We start from the raw sequence: 18,386 nt of genomic DNA, 5'->3' as shown, positions 1-18,386 counted from the left end.
CCTGCCTCATCTCCCTGATCAACGCCAGCAACCGGCTCGGCGTCATCACCGGCCAGACCGGCGGCAACTACACGCCCGGCCAGTTCGGCTGACCCACACCCCACCCCACCCGCTGGTGACGTCGGCGGACACCAGCACCACCGATGCCCTGGGCACCACACACCGGAGCCCAGGGCATCGCTGTGTCGCTCGTCAGCCTGTCCACGGCCGGAGCTTGTCGGGGTTGAGCACCGCCCAGATGTGCTTGATCCGATCCCCTGCCATGTCGAACGCCAGCACGGACACGGTGACGCCCCCGCGTTGAAGCACCAACCCGGGCTGGCCGTTGACCTTGGACTCCACGATCGTCAGGTCGGGGGCGTTCTCGGCGGCGTTGACGAAGAAGCGGGCGACCTGCTCGCCGCCCTCGATGGGCTGGAGATGGGCGCCGACGACGCCGCCGCCGTCGGTGACCGTCGTGGCGTCGGGGTCGAGGAGACCGATGAGGGCCTCGATGTCCTGGGCCTCCCACGCCTGCCTGAAGTCCCTGACCATGCCGGCACGTTGAGGGGTCGCGGTCGCGGGCGCACGCTGCGCGTGCACGCGGTGGCGGGCCGAGGAGGCCAGCTTGCGGCACGCCGCCGGCGTACGGCCGACGATCTCCGCCACTTCCACGAACGAGTAGTGGAAGACGTCGTGAAGGACGAACACGACGCGCTCGGCCGGGGTCATCGAGTCGAGCACGACGAGGAAGGCCATGCTGACCGACTCGTCGAGGGTGACCCGGTCGGCCGGGTCGGCGGCGCTGCCCGACCGGCCGCTGATCCACTCCATGCGGTCGGGCAGGGGCTCCGGTACCCATTCGCCCACGTACCGTTCCCGCTTGGCTCGCGCGGAGCCGAGCAGGTCGAGGCAGATACGGCCTGCGACCTTGGTCAGCCAGGCGCCGGGGGACGCGATCTCCTCCTGCTGCTGTCGCGACATGGCGTACCAGCGCACGTACGTCTCCTGCACGACGTCCTCGGCATCGGCCACGGATCCGAGCAGTCGGTAGGCGAGGTTGATCAGTTGACGCCGTTCACTCAGGACCGCACTCAGCCCCGCGTCGATCTGATTCTCTTCCTGCTCTGACTGTGTGCTCACTGTCGCCCTTTCCCTTTCTTGCCATCACGCCCTGACCTGCGCACAGTTCCGAAAACCTACTGATTCTCACCGCTGGGTCCGGTGTGCAACATCGGAGTTCCGACGTTGCACACCGCGTTCTGGTCGATTTCTGCGTCTACCGCCCTGGAGCTCCAGGAAAAGCCGAGTCCGAGTTGAGTGCCGAGGCCGACGGTGATCCGGAGAGTAAAGGGAGGGAGATCTCGTGGACGGTGCCGAAAGCAAGGACGCTCTGCTCAGAATCGAGCGTGGTCAGGCCACTGAAGAAGAACTGGCCGCAGTCGCCGTGACCCTCCTTTCCCTGGCCGCCGGGCAAAGGGAGACCGAGGAAGACGAGGAAGAGGAGAGCGGGGGACGATCCGTTGCCCTCTGGCGCCGAAGGGAACGCACCAGCGCCTACCAGGCCCCGCACAGCTGGAGATGACACCTCCCGCGGCTGGCGAACGGGATGACCGGCCTCCTCTCCTGCCTCACGCCCACGAAGAAAACCGTACATGCGGTTGGTTGTCGGCGCATACGGTCCTTCCGGCCCGGCCCGCGCCGCCCACAGGAAGGTGACTGTCATGACGATGGTGGTGGAGCCCTCTGCGCTCGAAGCGGGGGAGGCCGGTGCGCGGGGCCGCGTGGCCGAGTTGGAGGCACTCCGTGCGCGCGCCGAGGCGGGGCCCAGTGAGAAGGCGACCGAGGCCCAGCACGCGAAGGGGAAGCTGACCGCGCGTGAGCGGATCGAGCTGCTTTTGGACGCGGGGTCGTTCCAGGAGGTCGAGCAGTTGCGCCGGCACCGGGCGACCGGTTTCGGCCTGGAGGCGAAGAAGCCGTACACCGACGGTGTCATCACCGGCTGGGGCACGGTGGAGGGCCGTACGGTCTTCGTGTACGCCCATGACTTCCGCATCTTCGGCGGCGCGCTGGGCGAGGCGCACGCCACGAAGATCCACAAGATCATGGACATGGCCATCGCGGCCGGTGCGCCGCTGGTCTCCCTGAACGACGGCGCGGGAGCCCGTATCCAGGAGGGCGTCTCCGCGCTCGCCGGGTACGGCGGGATCTTCCAGCGCAACACCAAGGCTTCCGGCGTCATCCCGCAGATCAGCGTGATGCTCGGCCCGTGCGCGGGCGGCGCCGCATACTCGCCCGCCCTGACGGACTTCGTGTTCATGGTCCGCGAGACCTCGCAGATGTTCATCACCGGCCCGGACGTGGTGCGTGCGGTGACCGGCGAGGAGATCACCCAGAACGGGCTCGGCGGCGCCGACGTCCACGCGGAGACGAGCGGTGTCTGCCACTTCGCGTACGACGACGAGGAGACCTGCCTCGCCGAAGTCCGCTATCTGCTGTCGATGCTTCCGCAGAACAACCGCGAGAATCCGCCCGTCGCGCGGTCGGGAGACCCGGCGGACCGCCGCTCGGACGTGCTGCTCGATCTGGTTCCGGCGGACGGTAACCGTCCGTACGACATGGCCAAGGTCATCGAGGAGCTCGTCGACGACGGCGAATACCTGGAGGTCCACGAGCGCTGGGCCCGCAACATCGTCTGCGCACTGGCCCGACTCGACGGGCGGGTCGTCGGCATCGTGGCGAACCAGCCGCAGTCCCTCGCCGGGGTCCTGGACATCGAGGCCTCCGAGAAGGCGGCGCGCTTCGTCCAGATGTGCGACGCGTTCAACATCCCGATCATCACGCTCCTGGACGTGCCGGGCTTCCTGCCGGGCGTGGACCAGGAGCATGGCGGGATCATCCGGCACGGCGCGAAGCTCCTGTACGCGTACTGCAACGCCACCGTGCCCCGTATCTCGCTGATCCTGCGCAAGGCGTACGGAGGCGCGTACATCGTCATGGACAGCCAGTCCATCGGCGCCGACCTGACCTATGCCTGGCCGACGAACGAGATCGCGGTGATGGGCGCCGAGGGCGCTGCCAACGTCATCTTCCGCCGGCAGATCGCCGCGGCCGAGGACCCCGAGGCCATGCGGCAGAAGATGGTCAAGGAGTACAAGGCCGAGCTCATGCACCCCTACTACGCCGCCGAACGTGGCCTGGTCGACGACGTGATCGACCCCGCCGAGACCCGCCGGGTCCTCGCCTCCACGCTGGAGATGCTGCGCAACAAGCACGCGGATCTGCCGTCGCGCAAGCACGGCAACCCCCCGCAGTAGACCCACCGGACGCCCGACACTTCCCGGAAACAATCCAACTTCGCTGTTTTTTGGGCCAGATGGAGGCTCGGGGTCGGCTTGAAAGGGGTGCTCTCCCCTCCCCGGAGGCGCCCTGGGCAGGGGTTCATCCCCTGGGGCCGCGCTCATGGGCGCACGGCTGCCGACGAGTGGCTGGTTCGTGAATAGAAACCAGCTATCCGGTTTTGTATTGACAGGACGCCCCGGAGCCAATTGAATCTATGTGCGGTAGGGGGGCCGCCCCGCTAGCGGCATCGTCCAGGTACAGGGGAGAGACGCTGTGGACATCGAAGTGCTTGGCTCGTTGTCGGTGCGGGAGAACGGAACGTCCATCACGCCAACGGCCCCCAAACCACGGCAGGTTCTGGCCCTGCTGGCCCTGCACGCCGACCGGATGGTGCCCGTCTCCTCCCTGATGGAGGAGCTCTGGGGCGACACGCCGCCGCGCAGCGGCCGTACGACACTGCAGACTTACGTCCTTCAGCTGCGTGAACTCATCGCCGCGGCTCTGGAGAAGGGCGATGGCGGGGAGGATGAGCGCCCCGCCGCCAAGGACGTACTGGTGACGATGCCCGGTGGCTACCTGCTGTCCAGCGGTGACGGGCGCAGCGACGTGCGCACGTTCGAGCGTCTTGCGGGCATGGGATACCGGGCCATGGACGCGGGCGACTTCGCCGGTGCCGCACGGCAGCTGCGGGAGGCGCTGATGCTGTGGTTCGGCACCGCCTTCGCGGACGTGCAGGCCGGGCCGCAGCTGGAGATGGAGATCCAGCGCCTCGACGAGAGCCGGCTGTGTGCGCTTGAACAGCGCATCGAGGCCGACCTGCGGCTGGGGCGGCATCGTGAGGTGCTGGCCGAACTGACCATTCTGGTGAACCGCTACCGCACGCACGAGAGCCTGCACGCCCAGTTCATGCTCGCGCTGTACCGCTCCGGGCGGCGCAGCGAGGCCCTGGACGTCTATCAGCGGCTGCGCGCCACGCTCGTACGTGACATCGGTCTGGAGCCGTCCGCGGGGCTGCGTCGGCTGCAGCAGTCCATTCTCGCGGCCGATGACGGGCCCGCGGCGGAGTCCGATGCCGATGCCACCAAGGAGCGGCTCGTTCCCGTGCGTTGAGCCGATCACGCCTTCCTTCTCTGATACGTCCCTTCTCTGATACGTCGGCGCGCTCGCCCGCAGTCCCGGGCCCCGATGCGTAGTTTCTGCGTCGTCCGCATATCGAGGCCCGGTGAGGAGACTCGTGAAAATTCACGTTCTGGGTGCGTTGAGGGCTGAGGTGAACGGGGAATCGATCGTTCCGACAGCGGGCAAGCCGCGGCAGATTCTCTCCCTGCTCTCCCTCTATCCCGGACGGGCGATGCCCGTCTCCACGCTCATGGAGGAGATCTGGGGGGTCGAGCCGCCGCAGAGCGCGCTCACCACCCTGCAGACCTACATTCTTCACCTGCGCCGGCACCTCGGTACCGCGATGGGGCCCGATTCCCCCCACACCGCCAAGGAGGTGCTCGCCACGCGGCACGGCGGCTATCTGATGCAGATACCGGCCGAGAGCGTGGACGTGCACCAGTACGAGCGCATGGTCGCGGAGGGTCGGACCGCCTGCGACGCCGGGGACGACGTCACCGCGGCCGATCGCTTCCGGCAGGCGCTCGCGCTCTGGCGCGGGCCCGCGCTGGTCGACGTACGGGTCGGGCCGATCCTGGAGATCGAGGTCATGCGCTTGGAGGAGAGCCGCCTCGGCACCGTCGAGTGGCGGATCGACGCTGATCTGCGGCTCGGGCGGCACTCCGAACTCATCGCGGAATTAACGGAACTGACGGCCCGTCACCCCCATCACGAAGGGCTGCATTCGCAGGCCATGGTCGCGCTGTACCGGTCGGGGCGCCAAGCGTCGGCACTCGAGGTCTACCGCAAGCTGCGCATCCGGCTGATCGAAGGGCTCGGCGTCGAGCCCTCGCCGCAGGTACAGCGGCTGCACCAGGCCATACTCGCCGTCGACCCCAAGCTGGACGTCGCCGCGGGACCGCGGCGCGGCTCGACCTTCGACCTCTACGCCGCCTGAGGCCCGAGGCGGACTTGAGCCGTACACGTCCGGGGGTCGAGTGACGCCGGGCAGGCTCTGCTGACTGCCGCCGTCTGCCAGGCACGACCGCGTGCCCCGCACCCATCACAGTCGGGCGGCCTGTCCGATGAGAGAAGGTGGTCCCGGTGCCGGGTGAGCGTGTACGCCGTCTTTCACACACCGTCGATGTGGCGGCACCCGCAGGAGTCGTCTACACGTTGCTCGTCGATGCCGAGCACCGGCCGTTGTACTTTCCGTCGAACGTGTACGTGGAACGGCTCGACTTCTGCGGCCCCCGCGAACGACTGCGGGTCTGGGCCCTCGCCGGCGGGCAGGTCAAGTCCTGGACGTCGGCCCGCGTGCAGGACTCCGCGCGGCGCTCGCTCTCCTTCCACCAGGACCGGATCATGGAGCCCGCGGCGTCGATGGGCGGCACGTTCTCCGTGCAGCCCCTCGGCCCCGACCGCTGCCGGCTGACCGTGGACCACGAGTTCACCCCCCTGGACGGCCGCCGCGACAACATGGAGTGGCTGGAGTGGAACGTCGCCGAGACCAACCGCTCCGACCTGCAACACCTGAGGTTCCTGGCGGAGCGCTGGACGCGGCTCGACGAACTGCTCCTGTCGTTCGAGGAGTCGATGCGCGTCAAGGGGCCCGCCGAGCTGGTGCACAGCTTCCTCTACGACGTGGAGAGCTGGCCCGGACAGCTCTCCCACGTGCGCCGGGTCAGCCTGGACGAGCCCCAAGTCGGCGTCCAGAAGGTCGCCATGGAGGTCAACGCCGCCGACGGCGCCGTCCATGACATCGCGTCCGTGCGGCTGTGTTTCCCGCACGCCGGACGCATCGTGCACAAGGAGACGACGCCCAGGAAGCTGCTCGCGGCGCACTGCGGCGAGTGGTCGGTCGTCTCCGACGAGGAGGGCGTCACCGTGACGTCCCAGCACCACGTCGTGCTGCGGGAGCAGGACATCGAGCACGTGCTCGGCGCGGGAGCCACCCTCGACGACGCCCGCCGCCGGGTGCGTCAGGAGCTGGGCGACGAAAGCCTGCAGACGCTGTACTCGGCCCGCAAACACGCCGAGTCGGCCGTACGCGTGCTCTGACGCCCGGAGTTGTGGGGCCGCCTCTCGATCGGCCGACCGCGATCCTTCGAGCAAGGCTCCGGTGGCTGCCTCTTGCATGGGACATCCCCACCGGCCTGCTCCCCGGCAGGCCGTCGTGAGACCGCCGCACCCGCAGGAGAGGGGGGTGGGGTCCGCGCCTTCGTCCCGCGCGAGGGCATGGGCCCCGAAGAGACGATGACCGTCACACGCGACGTGACCGGTTCGGTGACCGCGGTGCTCGCCCTGCACGGCGCCGAGCAGGGGGACCAGACCACGCTCGAACTGCACGGCCCGCTCGACCCGTTGCTCCTCGACGCCGCCCTCGCCCGCGTCGCCGTCGACCGGCCCGAGCTGCGCGAGGTGCACCCCCGGATCGAGAGGCACGGCCCCGGTCACCATTCCCTCGAACTCGCGGCGCCCTACCCCGTAGGCGTCCTCGCCGACATGCTCACCGCCGCCGCCCGCGCACCCGGGCCGGCCGGCGGGCCCACTCGGCGGTGGTCGGTCACGGACCTGCCGGAGCCGCTGGCACTCACCCCTCTCCAGCGGGAGCTCCTCACCGGCGCCGCGCACCGCCCTCACCAGCAGGTCGGGCAGCTCTCCTGGCGGTGGCACGGCCCGCTGGACACCGCCCGGTTCACCGCCGCGTGGCGACGCGTCTTCGACCACGAGGCGGTGCTGCGCGCGGCGTTCGTCTGGGACCCCCAACCCCGGGTCGCCCTGCACGCCCGCGCTCACCCCGACGTCGTACGCCACGCCTACGGCACCCTCACCCGACAGGCCCTCATGGATCAGGAGCGGGCGCGCGGCTTCGACCTGAGCCGGCCAGGGCTGCTTCGATTCGCCCTCCTGGACGGGGCACCGCAGCAGGCACCCCCGGGCCATGTCCCGCCCACGGACGTCGTACTCACCTACCACCGTGGCCTGCTCGACAGCGGAAGCGTGGGCCTGCTGGCGCGGGAGTTCTACCGCGGCTACCTCGCCGAGGCACCCTCACGCGGCGGCGAGCGCCGCCCCGACCTGCGGGACTACCGGCGCTGGCTGGACGCACAAGACCCGGCACCGGCCCGGGACTTCTGGACCCGCACGGGCGGCGACCTGACTCCGGGCCTGCCCCGCGCCAATCCCGGCACCCTCACCGGCCGGGACGGCACGGGCCGCTGCCAGGTCCGGCTCACCCGTACCGAGACGACGCGCCTCGCGGAGTGGGCGGCACAGTGGGGGGCCACGGAGAGCAGCGCGCTGCAGGCGGTCTGGGCGATGATCCTCTTCCGTTCGGACATCGCGGCCCGTGGCCCGGCCCCGGTGAGCTTCAACGTCAGCGTGTCCGGCCGTGGCATCCCGATGGAAGGCATCGCGTACGTCCCCGGGCCCTTCGACAATCCGCTGCCGATGGCCCTCGAAGTGGACCCGGCGGGCACGGTGCCCGCTCTGCTGCGGGCGGTACGCGACCGGTACCTGGGCATGGCCGAGCACGAGTGGGTCACTGCCGGGCAGGTCAGGGAGTGGCTCGGGTACGACGCTGACGCGGCGCCTGCCGAAACGCTGATCTCCTTCGAGCACCGGCTGAGCCCGCTGAAGGGGCTGAGCCCGGAACTCGCCGCGCAGGGCGTCGAGGTGGCGGACGTCGACCCGGCGGGCGGGGGCACCGCGTTCGCGATGAGTGTCGTCGCCCGGTTCGACAGCCGGGGCGGACTCCTCCTGACCGCGGTCCACGACCGCGGGCGGCTGCGCGACGACCACGCGAGGGGGATGCTCGCCCACAGCGCCCGGCTGCTGCGCGAACTGCCCGACGGCGTCGAACACTCGACCACCGTCGCCGAGGCGCTGGGGTGCCTTGCCGGGGCCGACGTACCGCGCCTGCACGAGCACCCCGCGGGCCAGGACACCCAACGCCTGGTGTGGTTGCGCGAGGCGGCCCGCCCGGGCGCCGGGGCCGTGTGCCTGATCGCACCGCCCGGGGCACCTGACCGGAGCCATGCCGCGCTGGCCCGGTGGTACCAGGGGCCCGAGGCGGTCACCGTGCTGCGGGTGGACCCGGCCAGGGTGCCCGGGGCCGCGGCGGCTCTGCGGCCGCTGCTCGCCGCGGGCGGGCGCCTGGTCCTGGGCGGATTCTCCGGGGCCGGAGCCCTCGCCTGCCAACTCGCCCGGCACGTCGCGGCGCACGGGGGCAGAGCGCCGCTGGTGGTGCTCGGCGCGGGTGGTGACGGCCGTGACGGCCGTGATGGCGGTGACGGCAGGGTGCACGACTTGGCACGTGCGCTCGCCGCCGCGGCCCGGCAGGCCTAGGACAGAGCGGCTCGCTACGCTCCAACTCCCCGCACCAGTACGCGAGTTCACCGACTCCTCGTCGAACCAGGCCCGCCTGTGCGGCAGATGGCCCACGTCAGAGGCCTCGCCCCGCGCGACGCTGCGTAACGTGACCCAAGTCACTTCGAAGGGTTCTTGGCTCGGCGGCAACTGCCGTGTCACGATTTCCGCACTTCCCCCCTGCCCGAAAACGGCAGCGGGGTTGTTCTGTTTTTCGATGCTTCCCCCGGGCGGCGGTGAAGCATGAGCGCCCAGGCGCGCTCCACAGCCCACCGTTTCGGCAGGGGAGTCCCCCCGCTCCGGGGCTGTGTCCGACGATCGTCGACTCACACCACTTCCGCCGTACTGGACAGGTCGGCGCCGGCTGCAACGTGCCCACCCCAGACCTGGCAGTCCATCCGCGCGACACCTCCACCGGCATCCGTGCCCTGATCCGCACAACGGAACGGGTCCGAAGCCGGACTCTAGAGAAAGTGGACTCCGATATGCCAAGGCTTTGCAAGCCCTCGGTGAGAGTGCCGGAATACGTCATCACAGCGGAAGAGACCCTCGCATTCGCCGAAAGGGTCCACGCCGGGAAGCCGCAGCTCCCGCTGGCGCTTCGCCTGATTCGGAACACGGGGGTGTTGAAGCGGCATATCGTGCAGCCCATCGAGAAGACGCTCCAGCACCCGGGACTGACCGAGCGCAACCGCATCTACGAGATCGAATCCAAGAAGCGGTGCCCCGAAGTCGTCGAACAAGCCCTGGAAAACGCCGAAGTGACGGCGAAGGACATCGACGCCATCATCTACGTGTCGTGCACCGGATTCCTCATGCCGTCACTGACCGCGTGGCTGATCAACCGCATGGGATTCAGGAGCGACACCCGGCAGATACCCATCGCGCAGTTGGGGTGCGCCGCGGGTGGGGCAGCGATCAACAGGGCCCACGACTTCTGCGCGGCGCACCCCGGCACCAACGTCCTGATCGTCTCGTGCGAGTTGTGCTCGCTGTGCTACCAGCCCGACGAGGACGACATCGGTTCGCTGCTGTCCGACGGGCTGTTCGGTGACGCGGTCGCGGCCGCCGTGGTCCGGGGCAGCGGCGGAACCGGGATCGAGCTGGAGCGCAACTCCGCCTACCTCATCCCGAACACCGAGGACTGGATCTCCTACGCCGTGCGGGACACCGGCTTCCACTTCCAGCTGGACCGCCGGGTGCCGGGCACCATGGAACCGCTGGCCCCCGTGCTGCGGGAGTTCGCCGCGAGCCACCAGTGGGACGCGGGCAACCTCGACTTCTACATCGTTCACGCCGGGGGCCCCCGCATCCTGAACGACCTCGCCAAGTTCCTCGACGTCGACCGCAAGGTGTTCCGGCACAGCAGGGCGACCCTGACCGAATACGGGAACATCGCGAGCGCTGTCGTACTCGACGCCGCACTCAGGCTGTTCGAAGAGGACACCCCGATGCTCGAAGCCAGGGGCCTGATAGCGGGCTTCGGTCCCGGAATCACCGCCGAGATGGCATTGGGCACATGGAACAGCGGCGACGCGTCGCGAATCATCGATTGAGGCCGGCGAAGCGACCGTCGCCCACCTCCGAGCGAAATCTCGAACGGAAAAGGAAGTGACCGAATGACTGGCCTCATCGTCCCGCCGGGTCAGGGCCGAAAGCTGATCACGCCTGCGCAGGAAGTGACCTTCAAGGCCACTGAGGCGCACGGCTCCTCCATATCGATATTCGAGGTGGTCGTACCGCCCGGATTCGATGTCGGTGCTCATGTGCACAACCATTCCCAGGAGTTCTTCTACGTTCTGGAGGGCGAGCTGGATCTCCTGGCGTTCGAGCCGACCAAACGTACCGAGGAGAGCTGGCAGGACTGGGAGTCCTCCGGCGGAGACCACGTCGTCCGCGCGGGCGAGGGCAGCTGCATGTTCGTTCCCCCGGGGACGCCGCACGCGTTCAGGAACGGCACGGACAAACCGGCGCGCATGCTGTTCCAGAGCTACCCCTCGCCCGACCACGAGCACTACTTCGAGGAGATCGTGGAGATCTTCTCGGCCCCGACGGTGGATCCCGAGGCCGTCGAGGAGATGCGTCGGCGCTATGACGTCAGTCAGATCACGCCGCTGCGCTACGAGCCCCCCACTCTCCACGCCGCTCGGACGGCCGGAACCGGAGGGCAGGCCAGGTGAACGCGACAGACGCAATTCCCCTGGTGCACGCGAGCCTCGGTGAGCGCGAACTGGCGGCGGTGGCCGAGGTGTTCGCCTCGGGGTGGCCGGCCGGCCAGGGGCCGAAGGGCAAGGCCCTTGAGGCGCAGCTCGCGCAGCGCTACGGCGTGGGCGACGCGGTCGCGGTGAGCAACTGCGGGGCCGCGCTACACCTGGCCCTGATGGCGCTCGGCGTCAAAGCCGGAGACGAAGTGATCGTCGCCGACTACACGTTCCCGGCGCCCGCCCACGCGGTGCGGTACCTGGACGCGGTCCCGGTCTTCGCCGACGTGCGCCCCGACACCGGCACCGTGGACCCGCAGGCGGTGGCGGACCTGGTCGGCCCGCGGACCGTGGGCGTGATCGCCGTGGACACCGTCGGCCTGCCCGCGGACTACGCGCAGTTGCAGGCGATCGCGGATCGCCACGGCCTGTTCCTGGTCGAGGACGCCGCCTGCGCGGTGGGCGCCACGTACCAGGGACGTGAGGCCGGTGCGCTGGCCGAGGTGGCCTGTCTGTCCTTCCACGGACGCAAGGGCGCCACGAGCGGCGAGGGCGGTGCCCTGCTGGCCGCCGACCCGGCCATCGGGGCGGACGCGCGACTGCGGTCGTCCTTCGGCATCGGGAGCATCTTCGACCAGTCGCAGGTCGTCGGCCTGCCGATCCCGGAGTTCACCGAAGTCGGGTACAACTTCAAGCTGTCCGACATCGCCGCGGCCATCCTTCAGGTGCAGATCGGCCGGATCGGCGAGCTGCTGGCACGCCGCAACACCGTCGCCGCGCAGTATGGCCAACTCCTGGCTGACGAAAGCCTCCTGACGGTGCCTCATGTTCCGGAGGACCGTACTCACGCCTGGCAGTCCTACGTCGTCACGCTGGACGCGAGTGTGGACCGCGCCGCGGTCGCCGCTGACCTGCGCGCTCAGGGCATCGGCTGCGGTCACGGCACATGGGCGACGCACGTCCAGCCCGTGTTCGCGTCGGAGCACAAGTGCCCGGTGTCGGCCGATCTCTTCCAGCGCAACCTCGCCATACCCATGCACGCGGAACTCAGCGAGAACCAGGTCGAGCGGGTCGTGGACGCCCTGCGCGCCTCGCTGCGCACCCACTCGGCGTCCACCCTGATCCCAGGAGGGGTCGCATGACGGACAACCAGCCGGCACCGGACGGCGTACTGCGCCTGATCAACGGCTACTGGGCCACCGGCGTCCTCGGCGCCGCGGCCGCGCACTCGCTCTTCACCCACCTCGAGAACGGCGCGGAGACGGCCGAGGATCTTGCCACCCGCGCCGGCATCGCCGAGCGGGGCGCGCAGACCCTCCTCGACGGACTCGTCAGCCTGGGTCTGGTCGCACTGCACGCGGGCCGGTACCGCAACACGCCGGAGGCCTCCGCGTACCTCGTCGAGGGCAAGCCCGCCTCCCTGAGCAGTTTCGCCCAGCTCAAGCTGAAGCACATGGGCGCCCTGCTCGCCCTGCCCGACGTGGTCCGCGCCGGTGGCCCGGTGACGGACCCGACGACCGAAGTGGCCGACAACCCGCACTGGGAGGAGGTCGTCCCGGCGATCGCCGCGCAGTCGGTGCCCGCCGCGACGATCGCCGCCGAGGTGCTCCGGCTCGCCGACGCGGGCGAGGTCTCCATCCTCGACGTGGGCGGCGGTTCGGGCATCTACTCGGCCATCTGGCTGGAGGCCAACCCGGCGGCCCGCTCGACCCAGCTCGACTGGGAGCCGATCAACGCGATCGCCCGCAGGCTGCTTGCCGAGCGCGGGGTGGCCGACCGGTTCACCTGCATCGACGGTGACTTCCACACCACCGACTTCGGCACGGCGAAGTACGACATCGCCCTGTACTCCCACATCGCCCACCAGGAAGGGCCCGAGGGGAACGTGGAGGTCTTCACCAGGCTCCGCGAAGCCCTCAAGCCCGGCGGCGCCGTCGTGATCTGCGACTACGTCGTCGACGACGACCGCAGCGGTCCGGCCTTCCCGCTGATCTTCGCGTCGGAAATGCTGCTCAAGAGCCAGCAGGGCGGCACCTGGCGGCAGAGCGACTACCGCGACTGGCTCGTCAAGGCCGGCTTCGAGGACGTCTCGTTCCACTCCGCACCGCCCGCCACGCTGGTCGTCGCCCGGTAGCAGCGCGCGGGCCGGACATCGACCGGAGGGCGCCCCGCAGGCCGGCGGCGTCCCCCTGGTCGACCCGGAGCCCGGCCGTAGCGCACATGGAACTCCATCAAGGAAGGGATGCCCGCCGTGGAACCCGTGAACGTGGCCATCGTCTACTACAGCGCGACGGGCAGTGTTCATGCCCTGGCCAAGGCCGCCGCCGAAGGGGCGGAGAAGGCCGGCGCGACCGTGCGCCTGCGCAAGGTCCGCGAACTGGCCCCGCCGGAGGCGATCAACGCCAACCCGGCCTGGGCCCAGCACATACAGGACAGCGCCGACACCGCCGAGGCCGTTCTCGACGACCTGGGCTGGGCCGACGCCGTGCTGCTCGGCACCCCGACCCGTTTCGGCAACCCGGCAAGCCAGCTGAGGGCGTTCCTGGAGACGACGGGCCCCCTGTGGGCCCAGGGGAAGCTCGCCGACAAGGTGTGCTCCGCCTTCACCGCGAGCAACACCCCGCACGGCGGCCAGGAGTCCACCATCCTCGCGCTGTCGAACACGTTCTACCACTGGGGCGGCATCATCGTGCCGCCCGGCTACACCGATCCCATCCAGTTCAAGTCCGGTAATCCCTACGGCACTTCCCATGTGGCGAGCCGGGGCGCACCGAGCGACGAGACCTTGGCGGCAGCCCGTCACCAGGCTCGGCGCGTCGTGGACACCGCGGCCGCACTCAAAGCCGGCCGCGCCACCGCCTGAGGACCCTCACGCCGTGCACGTCCATACAAGGAGAGAACTCTCGTGAACATCGCACTGTGGATCGTCGCGGTCGTGCTGGGCGCAGCCAGCCTGGCCGGAGGCGCCATGAAGCTGCTCCAGCCCACGGAGAAGCTGGCCGCGGCCGGCTTCGGCTGGGTCGAGGACTTCGACGCCCGCGGCGTCAAGGCCATCGGCGCCCTCGAAGTGCTGGCCGGAGTGGGCCTGATCCTGCCCGCCGTGCTCGACGTCGCGCCGGTTCTGGTGCCGTCGGCCGCCGCGGGCATGGTGCTGCTGATGATCGGCGCGGCCATCACCCACTCCCGCAGGCAGGAGGCCCAGGCGATCGTGGTGAACGTCGTCCTGCTCCTGGTGGCGGGCTTTGTGGCATGGGGCCGCTTCGGCCCCCACTCCTTCTGACGCTCACCGCTAAAAGGAGAAGTCCCCATGAAGGGCTCCATCGCCTACAAATCGATACAGAAACGCGGGCTTCACATCGGTCTCCTGCCCGAGATGGCAGCGGCCGTGAACGCGTCGACGCCGATCACGCTGGATCACGACCTCGACGTCCTGCCGAAGGCGGGACGGCGCCTGACGGTCACTCAGTACGCCGAGCACGTGGACGACCTGGCGGCCCGCCTGTGGGCGGCCGGAGTCCGGCCCGACGAGCACGTCGCGCTCTACAAGACCGCCAACGCCGACATCTGGATGCTCGCCGCGGCCGCGGCCCGCATCGGCGCGGTCCTCGTGATGCTGTCGCCCGCCCTGAACCCCGAGACCGTCGCGGCCCTGCTCAAGCGGGTGGACCAGCCGAACCTGCTCACCGACGGAACCAAGATCGACCTGCTGGCAGAGATACCGCTCGCGGACCTCACCCAGCGAGTCATCACCGCGAACGGAGAGCGGCCGGGCGCGGTCTCGCTCGCCGAACTCGCCGGCGCCCCGCGGGTCAAGCCGGTGATCCGGCCGATCGACGAAGCCGCCGTGATCACCCACACCTCCGGCACCACCGGCATTCCCAAGCTCGTGGTGCACACTCCGCGCACCCAGGGCCTGCGCCTCGTCCCGCAGTGGCGACTCCTCTCCCTGATGCGCAAGAAGGACACCGTCGCGATCCACGTCCCCTTCGTGCACTCGCGGATGGTCGCGGCGACATCTCTGGCGCTCCTGCGGGAGTCGCCGGTCCTGCTCCTGCGGGAGTCGGATCCGGCCGAGGTCGCCGAGCAGCTCATCAAGCACCGTCCGGCACTCGTCGAGGCGCTTCCCAACTCACTGATGGAGTGGGAGGGGCTGGCCGACGACCCGCGCGCCCCGTTCGGGTCGGTGAAGGTCTTCAGCAGTACGTTCGACGCGATCCACCCCGGGACGATGAGCAAGCTGCTCAAGGCGTCCAACCGGCGAAGGGCCCTGTTCTTCCAGATCTACGGCCAGAGCGAGGTCGGCCCGGCCGTCGGCCGCGCCTACTTCCGTAACTTCGCCCACAAGGCGAACGGACGCTGCGTCGGCTGGGCCATGCCGAAGGGCGCCGCGAGGATCCGGGTGGTGAGCCGGGGCGGTCAGCCCCCGAGCGAGAAGTCCCCCGGCTTCATCGAGGTCGCGTGGGACGGCCTGGCGAAGACCTACTTCGCCGAGCAGGACCGCTACGACAGCAACCGCAACGGCGACTGGTGGCGGACCGGGGACGTCGGCTACCGCACCAAGCTCGGATGTCTGCACATGCTCGACCGGGAGATCGACATGATCCCCGGGGTGCGCAGCTCCCTGGAGGTCGAGGACGTCGTACTGAGCAAGCTCGACGAGCTCAGCGAGCTGGTCGTGGTGCAGGGCCCGGGCTCCGAACCCATCCCCGTGATCTGCACCGTCGACGACGAACCACTGGACCGTGCCCGCTGGCGCGCGGCCGTCGCCGACTTCCCCCAGCTGGCCGACCCCGTCCAGATTCCGCAGGCCGAACTGCCCAGGACCGCCACCTTGAAGGTGCAGCGGACCGAGCTGTCCAGCCGGTTCCAGAAGCAGCTCGAAGACAGGACCTGACGAGCTCATGCACATCTGGCCATGGCCCTGAGCACGTTCTCGAACGGCTCGGCCGGGCAACCACATCGAAAGGGATCACTGCAATGACGTCAGATGCCACACTCGCGCGGTTCCGTGAATACATGGTGGGCCCCTCGCGGTTCATGAGCCTGCTGTCCTGCTTCGAGCTCGGCATCGTCGACCGGCTCCGGGAGAGCCCCGGTCTGACCGCGGACGAGCTGGGCAAGGCCGTCGGCGCCAAGCCGGACGCCGTGGAACAGCTCCTTCTCCTGCTGGTCAAGGAGAGCTTCATCGCGTACGACGAGGACTCGGGCGCCTACACCCTCGACGCACTCGCGGACGTCGCCGAGAGCGACCTGCGGCGAGCGCTCGCGTACATGAACCTCATCAAGGTCACGGCGCTGCGGCAGCTGTTCTACCTCACCGAGAGCGTGCGCAGCGGCACGATCGTCGGCCTCAAGGAGCTCTACGGGGCCGAAGGCACCTTGTACGACGCGGTGGCGGACCACCGGGATCTGCGTGACGCCTGGTCCAAGCTGATGGACACCGTCACCGCCAACATCGACCCCTGGTTCTTCGGCAACGTCGACATACCCGCCGGCGCCCAGGTCCTCGACCTGGCCGGCAACACGGGCCTCGGAGCGATCCACACCTACCGGCACAAGGCCTCCCCCGGACTGAAGGTCACCACCTTCGACCTGCCGGAGAAGGAGAACGAGGCGCTGGAGAACTTCCGGAGCCACGGCCTGGGCGAGCACCTCAGCTTCATCGGCGGCAACGTCTTCGACGAGATCCCCAAGGGTTTCGACACCGTACTGATCAAGCACTTCCTGGACATGTTCGACAAGGACGACGTGCTCAAGATCCTCGGAGGCGTCAACAAGGCGCTCGAGGTGGGCGGGCAGGTCAACATCCTGGTGCCGGTGTACCCCGAGAACATCAAGGACACCGACAACTACAACGTCGACTTCTTCCCCGCCTTCTTCATCGGCGCGGCGATGGGCCAGGGCGGACCGCAGAAGCTGTCGACCTATCAGAAGTGGCTGGAGGAGAGCGGGTTCAAGGTGACGAAGGCGATCACCAAGGACGCCGCTGACATCCCTCGGGACGTCATCCCCGTTCAGGCCATCCTGAGCGCGACGAAGGTTGCGTGAACCATGTCCCGTCGTCTGTTCACCTCGGAGTCGGTGACCGAGGGGCATCCCGACAAGATCGCCGATCAGATCAGTGACGTGATCCTCGACGCGCTGTTGCGTCAGGACCCGGCTTCGCGCGTCGCGGTGGAGACTCTGATCACCACCGGCCAGGTCCACATCGCGGGTGAGGTCACGACCTCCGCGTACGCCGACATCGCCGCGCTGGTGCGGGAGAAGATCCTCGAGATCGGTTACGACTCGTCGGTCAAGGGCTTCGACGGCGCCTCCTGCGGGGTGTCGGTGTCGATCGGCGCGCAGTCCCCGGACATCGCGCAGGGTGTCGACACGGCGTACGAGTCCCGTGTCGAGGGTGTCGGGGACGAGCTGGACCGGCAGGGCGCGGGCGACCAAGGCCTGATGTTCGGGTACGCGACGAACGAGACGCCGACCCTGATGCCGCTGCCGATCGAGCTGTCGCACCGTCTTGCCCGTCGTCTGACGCAGGTACGCAAGGACGGCACCGTGCCGTATCTGCGTCCCGACGGCAAGACGCAGGTCACCATCGAGTACTCGGGCAGCCGGCCGGTCCGTCTGGACACGGTGGTGGTGTCCTCGCAGCATGCGAGCGACATCGACCTGGACGCGCTGCTCACGCCCGATGTCCGGGTGCATGTCGTCGAGCATGTGCTGGCGGAGCTGGCTCAGGACGGTATCCAGCTGGAGACGGAGGGCTACCGTCTGTTGGTGAACCCGACGGGACGCTTCGAGGTCGGTGGCCCGATGGGGGACGCGGGCCTGACCGGCCGCAAGATCATCATCGACACGTACGGGGGCATGGCTCGCCACGGCGGGGGTGCCTTCTCCGGCAAGGACCCGTCCAAGGTGGACCGTTCGGCGGCGTACGCGATGCGCTGGGTGGCCAAGAACGTGGTCGCCGCGGGTCTGGCCGACCGGTGTGAGGTGCAGGTCGCGTACGCGATCGGCAAGGCCGAGCCGGTGGGCCTGTTCGTGGAGACCTTCGGCACGGCTACCGTCGCGGTCGAGAGGATCGAGGCCGCCATCGGCAAGGTCTTCGACCTGCGCCCGGCCGCGATCATCCGCGACCTGGACCTGCTGCGTCCCATCTACTCCCAGACCGCCGCGTACGGCCACTTCGGCCGCGAGCTGCCGGAATTCACCTGGGAGTCCACCGACCGCGCCGACGCCCTGCGCAGGGCGGCGAAGGCGGTCTGAGGGAGCAGGAAGTGCTGCCGGTCCTTCCCGGCGCCACAGCCGGCGGTGCGTGGTCTTCCCCCGGCCACGCACCGCTTTTCCCGCCCGATGCCGACCTCTGCGAAGCCGCCGCATTGAGTGACCTGCGTCACC

Annotated in this window: 16 protein-coding genes; 15 read left to right on the top strand and 1 reads right to left on the bottom strand. The window is 69.2% G+C overall.

The features are described 5' to 3' along the window. Positions 1–192 precede the first annotated feature (192 nt). Entirely contained in the window at positions 193–1,122 is a 930-nt protein-coding gene (gene sigJ / locus ACWGI2_RS41775; protein WP_453401032.1) for an RNA polymerase sigma factor SigJ, read from the bottom strand. 223 nt (positions 1,123–1,345) lie between these two features. Between sigJ and ACWGI2_RS41770 the strand changes: the two genes are divergently transcribed. The 15 genes from ACWGI2_RS41770 to metK all read left to right on the top strand — a co-directional run bounded on the left by ACWGI2_RS41770 (position 1,346) and on the right by metK (position 18,254). Beyond that, complete coding sequence (locus ACWGI2_RS41770) at positions 1,346–1,564, top strand: acyl-CoA carboxylase subunit epsilon (protein WP_453401033.1); 219 nt, start codon at positions 1,346–1,348, stop codon at positions 1,562–1,564. 139 nt (positions 1,565–1,703) lie between these two features. Further along, the gene (locus ACWGI2_RS41765; RefSeq protein ID WP_453701279.1) at positions 1,704–3,296 is read left to right on the top strand and encodes an acyl-CoA carboxylase subunit beta; all 1,593 of its coding nucleotides are present in this window, start codon (positions 1,704–1,706) and stop codon (positions 3,294–3,296) included. Between the two features lie 298 nt (positions 3,297–3,594). Next, positions 3,595–4,431, top strand: a complete 837-nt coding sequence (locus tag ACWGI2_RS41760) for an AfsR/SARP family transcriptional regulator (protein WP_453701277.1) — start codon at positions 3,595–3,597, stop codon at positions 4,429–4,431. A gap of 124 nt (positions 4,432–4,555) precedes the next feature. Next, positions 4,556–5,377, top strand: a complete 822-nt coding sequence (locus ACWGI2_RS41755) for a BTAD domain-containing putative transcriptional regulator (protein ID WP_160502071.1) — start codon at positions 4,556–4,558, stop codon at positions 5,375–5,377. Positions 5,378–5,523: 146 nt separating this feature from the next. Next, on the top strand, positions 5,524–6,480 hold the full coding sequence (locus ACWGI2_RS41750) for an aromatase/cyclase (RefSeq protein ID WP_453401035.1): 957 nt from the start codon (positions 5,524–5,526) through the stop codon (positions 6,478–6,480). Between the two features lie 195 nt (positions 6,481–6,675). Continuing rightward, positions 6,676–8,769: a condensation domain-containing protein gene (locus tag ACWGI2_RS41745; RefSeq protein WP_453701275.1), complete on the top strand. Its 2,094-nt coding sequence runs from the start codon at positions 6,676–6,678 to the stop codon at positions 8,767–8,769. Between the two features lie 506 nt (positions 8,770–9,275). Continuing rightward, the gene (locus ACWGI2_RS41740; RefSeq protein ID WP_453401037.1) at positions 9,276–10,346 is read left to right on the top strand and encodes a type III polyketide synthase; all 1,071 of its coding nucleotides are present in this window, start codon (positions 9,276–9,278) and stop codon (positions 10,344–10,346) included. 63 nt (positions 10,347–10,409) lie between these two features. Continuing rightward, a complete protein-coding gene (locus ACWGI2_RS41735) occupies positions 10,410–10,970 on the top strand; it encodes a cupin domain-containing protein (RefSeq protein ID WP_453401038.1) in 561 nt (186 codons plus the stop codon). Then, complete coding sequence (locus ACWGI2_RS41730) at positions 10,967–12,133, top strand: DegT/DnrJ/EryC1/StrS family aminotransferase (RefSeq protein ID WP_453701273.1); 1,167 nt, start codon at positions 10,967–10,969, stop codon at positions 12,131–12,133. Before ACWGI2_RS41735 ends, ACWGI2_RS41730 begins: the two co-directional genes overlap by 4 nt. Then, entirely contained in the window at positions 12,130–13,125 is a 996-nt protein-coding gene (locus tag ACWGI2_RS41725) for a methyltransferase (RefSeq protein WP_453701272.1), read from the top strand. Before ACWGI2_RS41730 ends, ACWGI2_RS41725 begins: the two co-directional genes overlap by 4 nt. Positions 13,126–13,233: 108 nt before the next feature. Then, positions 13,234–13,854 carry an NAD(P)H:quinone oxidoreductase gene (gene wrbA / locus ACWGI2_RS41720; RefSeq protein WP_453401041.1) on the top strand — a complete coding sequence of 207 codons (621 nt, stop codon included), beginning with the start codon at positions 13,234–13,236 and terminating at the stop codon, positions 13,852–13,854. 42 nt (positions 13,855–13,896) lie between these two features. After that, positions 13,897–14,271, top strand: coding sequence for a DoxX family protein (locus tag ACWGI2_RS41715; protein ID WP_453401042.1), 375 nt, complete (start codon positions 13,897–13,899; stop codon positions 14,269–14,271). Positions 14,272–14,298: 27 nt separating this feature from the next. Then, a complete protein-coding gene (locus ACWGI2_RS41710) occupies positions 14,299–15,885 on the top strand; it encodes a class I adenylate-forming enzyme family protein (RefSeq protein ID WP_453701270.1) in 1,587 nt (528 codons plus the stop codon). 83 nt (positions 15,886–15,968) lie between these two features. Next, positions 15,969–17,039 carry a methyltransferase gene (locus ACWGI2_RS41705; RefSeq protein ID WP_453701268.1) on the top strand — a complete coding sequence of 357 codons (1,071 nt, stop codon included), beginning with the start codon at positions 15,969–15,971 and terminating at the stop codon, positions 17,037–17,039. Between the two features lie 3 nt (positions 17,040–17,042). Further along, positions 17,043–18,254, top strand: a complete 1,212-nt coding sequence (gene metK, locus ACWGI2_RS41700; RefSeq protein ID WP_453701266.1) for a methionine adenosyltransferase — start codon at positions 17,043–17,045, stop codon at positions 18,252–18,254. The last annotated feature ends 132 nt before the right edge of the window (positions 18,255–18,386 follow it).

The organism is Streptomyces sp. NPDC054866 (assembly GCF_053610745.1).
This window is presented reverse-complemented; position numbering and strand designations above follow the sequence as displayed.

Bases quoted from the DNA above. Each gene is read 5' to 3' on its own strand.
- ACWGI2_RS41765 (WP_453701279.1), top strand. From the start codon at position 1,704: ATGACGATGGTGGTGGAGCCCTCTGCGCTCGAAGCGGGGGAGGCCGGT.
- ACWGI2_RS41745 (WP_453701275.1), top strand. From the start codon at position 6,676: ATGACCGTCACACGCGACGTGACCGGTTCGGTGACCGCGGTGCTCGCC.
- ACWGI2_RS41740 (WP_453401037.1), top strand. From the start codon at position 9,276: ATGCCAAGGCTTTGCAAGCCCTCGGTGAGAGTGCCGGAATACGTCATC.
- ACWGI2_RS41735 (WP_453401038.1), top strand. From the start codon at position 10,410: ATGACTGGCCTCATCGTCCCGCCGGGTCAGGGCCGAAAGCTGATCACG.
- ACWGI2_RS41725 (WP_453701272.1), top strand. From the start codon at position 12,130: ATGACGGACAACCAGCCGGCACCGGACGGCGTACTGCGCCTGATCAAC.
- wrbA (WP_453401041.1), top strand. From the start codon at position 13,234: ATGCCCGCCGTGGAACCCGTGAACGTGGCCATCGTCTACTACAGCGCG.
- ACWGI2_RS41710 (WP_453701270.1), top strand. From the start codon at position 14,299: ATGAAGGGCTCCATCGCCTACAAATCGATACAGAAACGCGGGCTTCAC.
- ACWGI2_RS41705 (WP_453701268.1), top strand. From the start codon at position 15,969: ATGACGTCAGATGCCACACTCGCGCGGTTCCGTGAATACATGGTGGGC.
- metK (WP_453701266.1), top strand. From the start codon at position 17,043: ATGTCCCGTCGTCTGTTCACCTCGGAGTCGGTGACCGAGGGGCATCCC.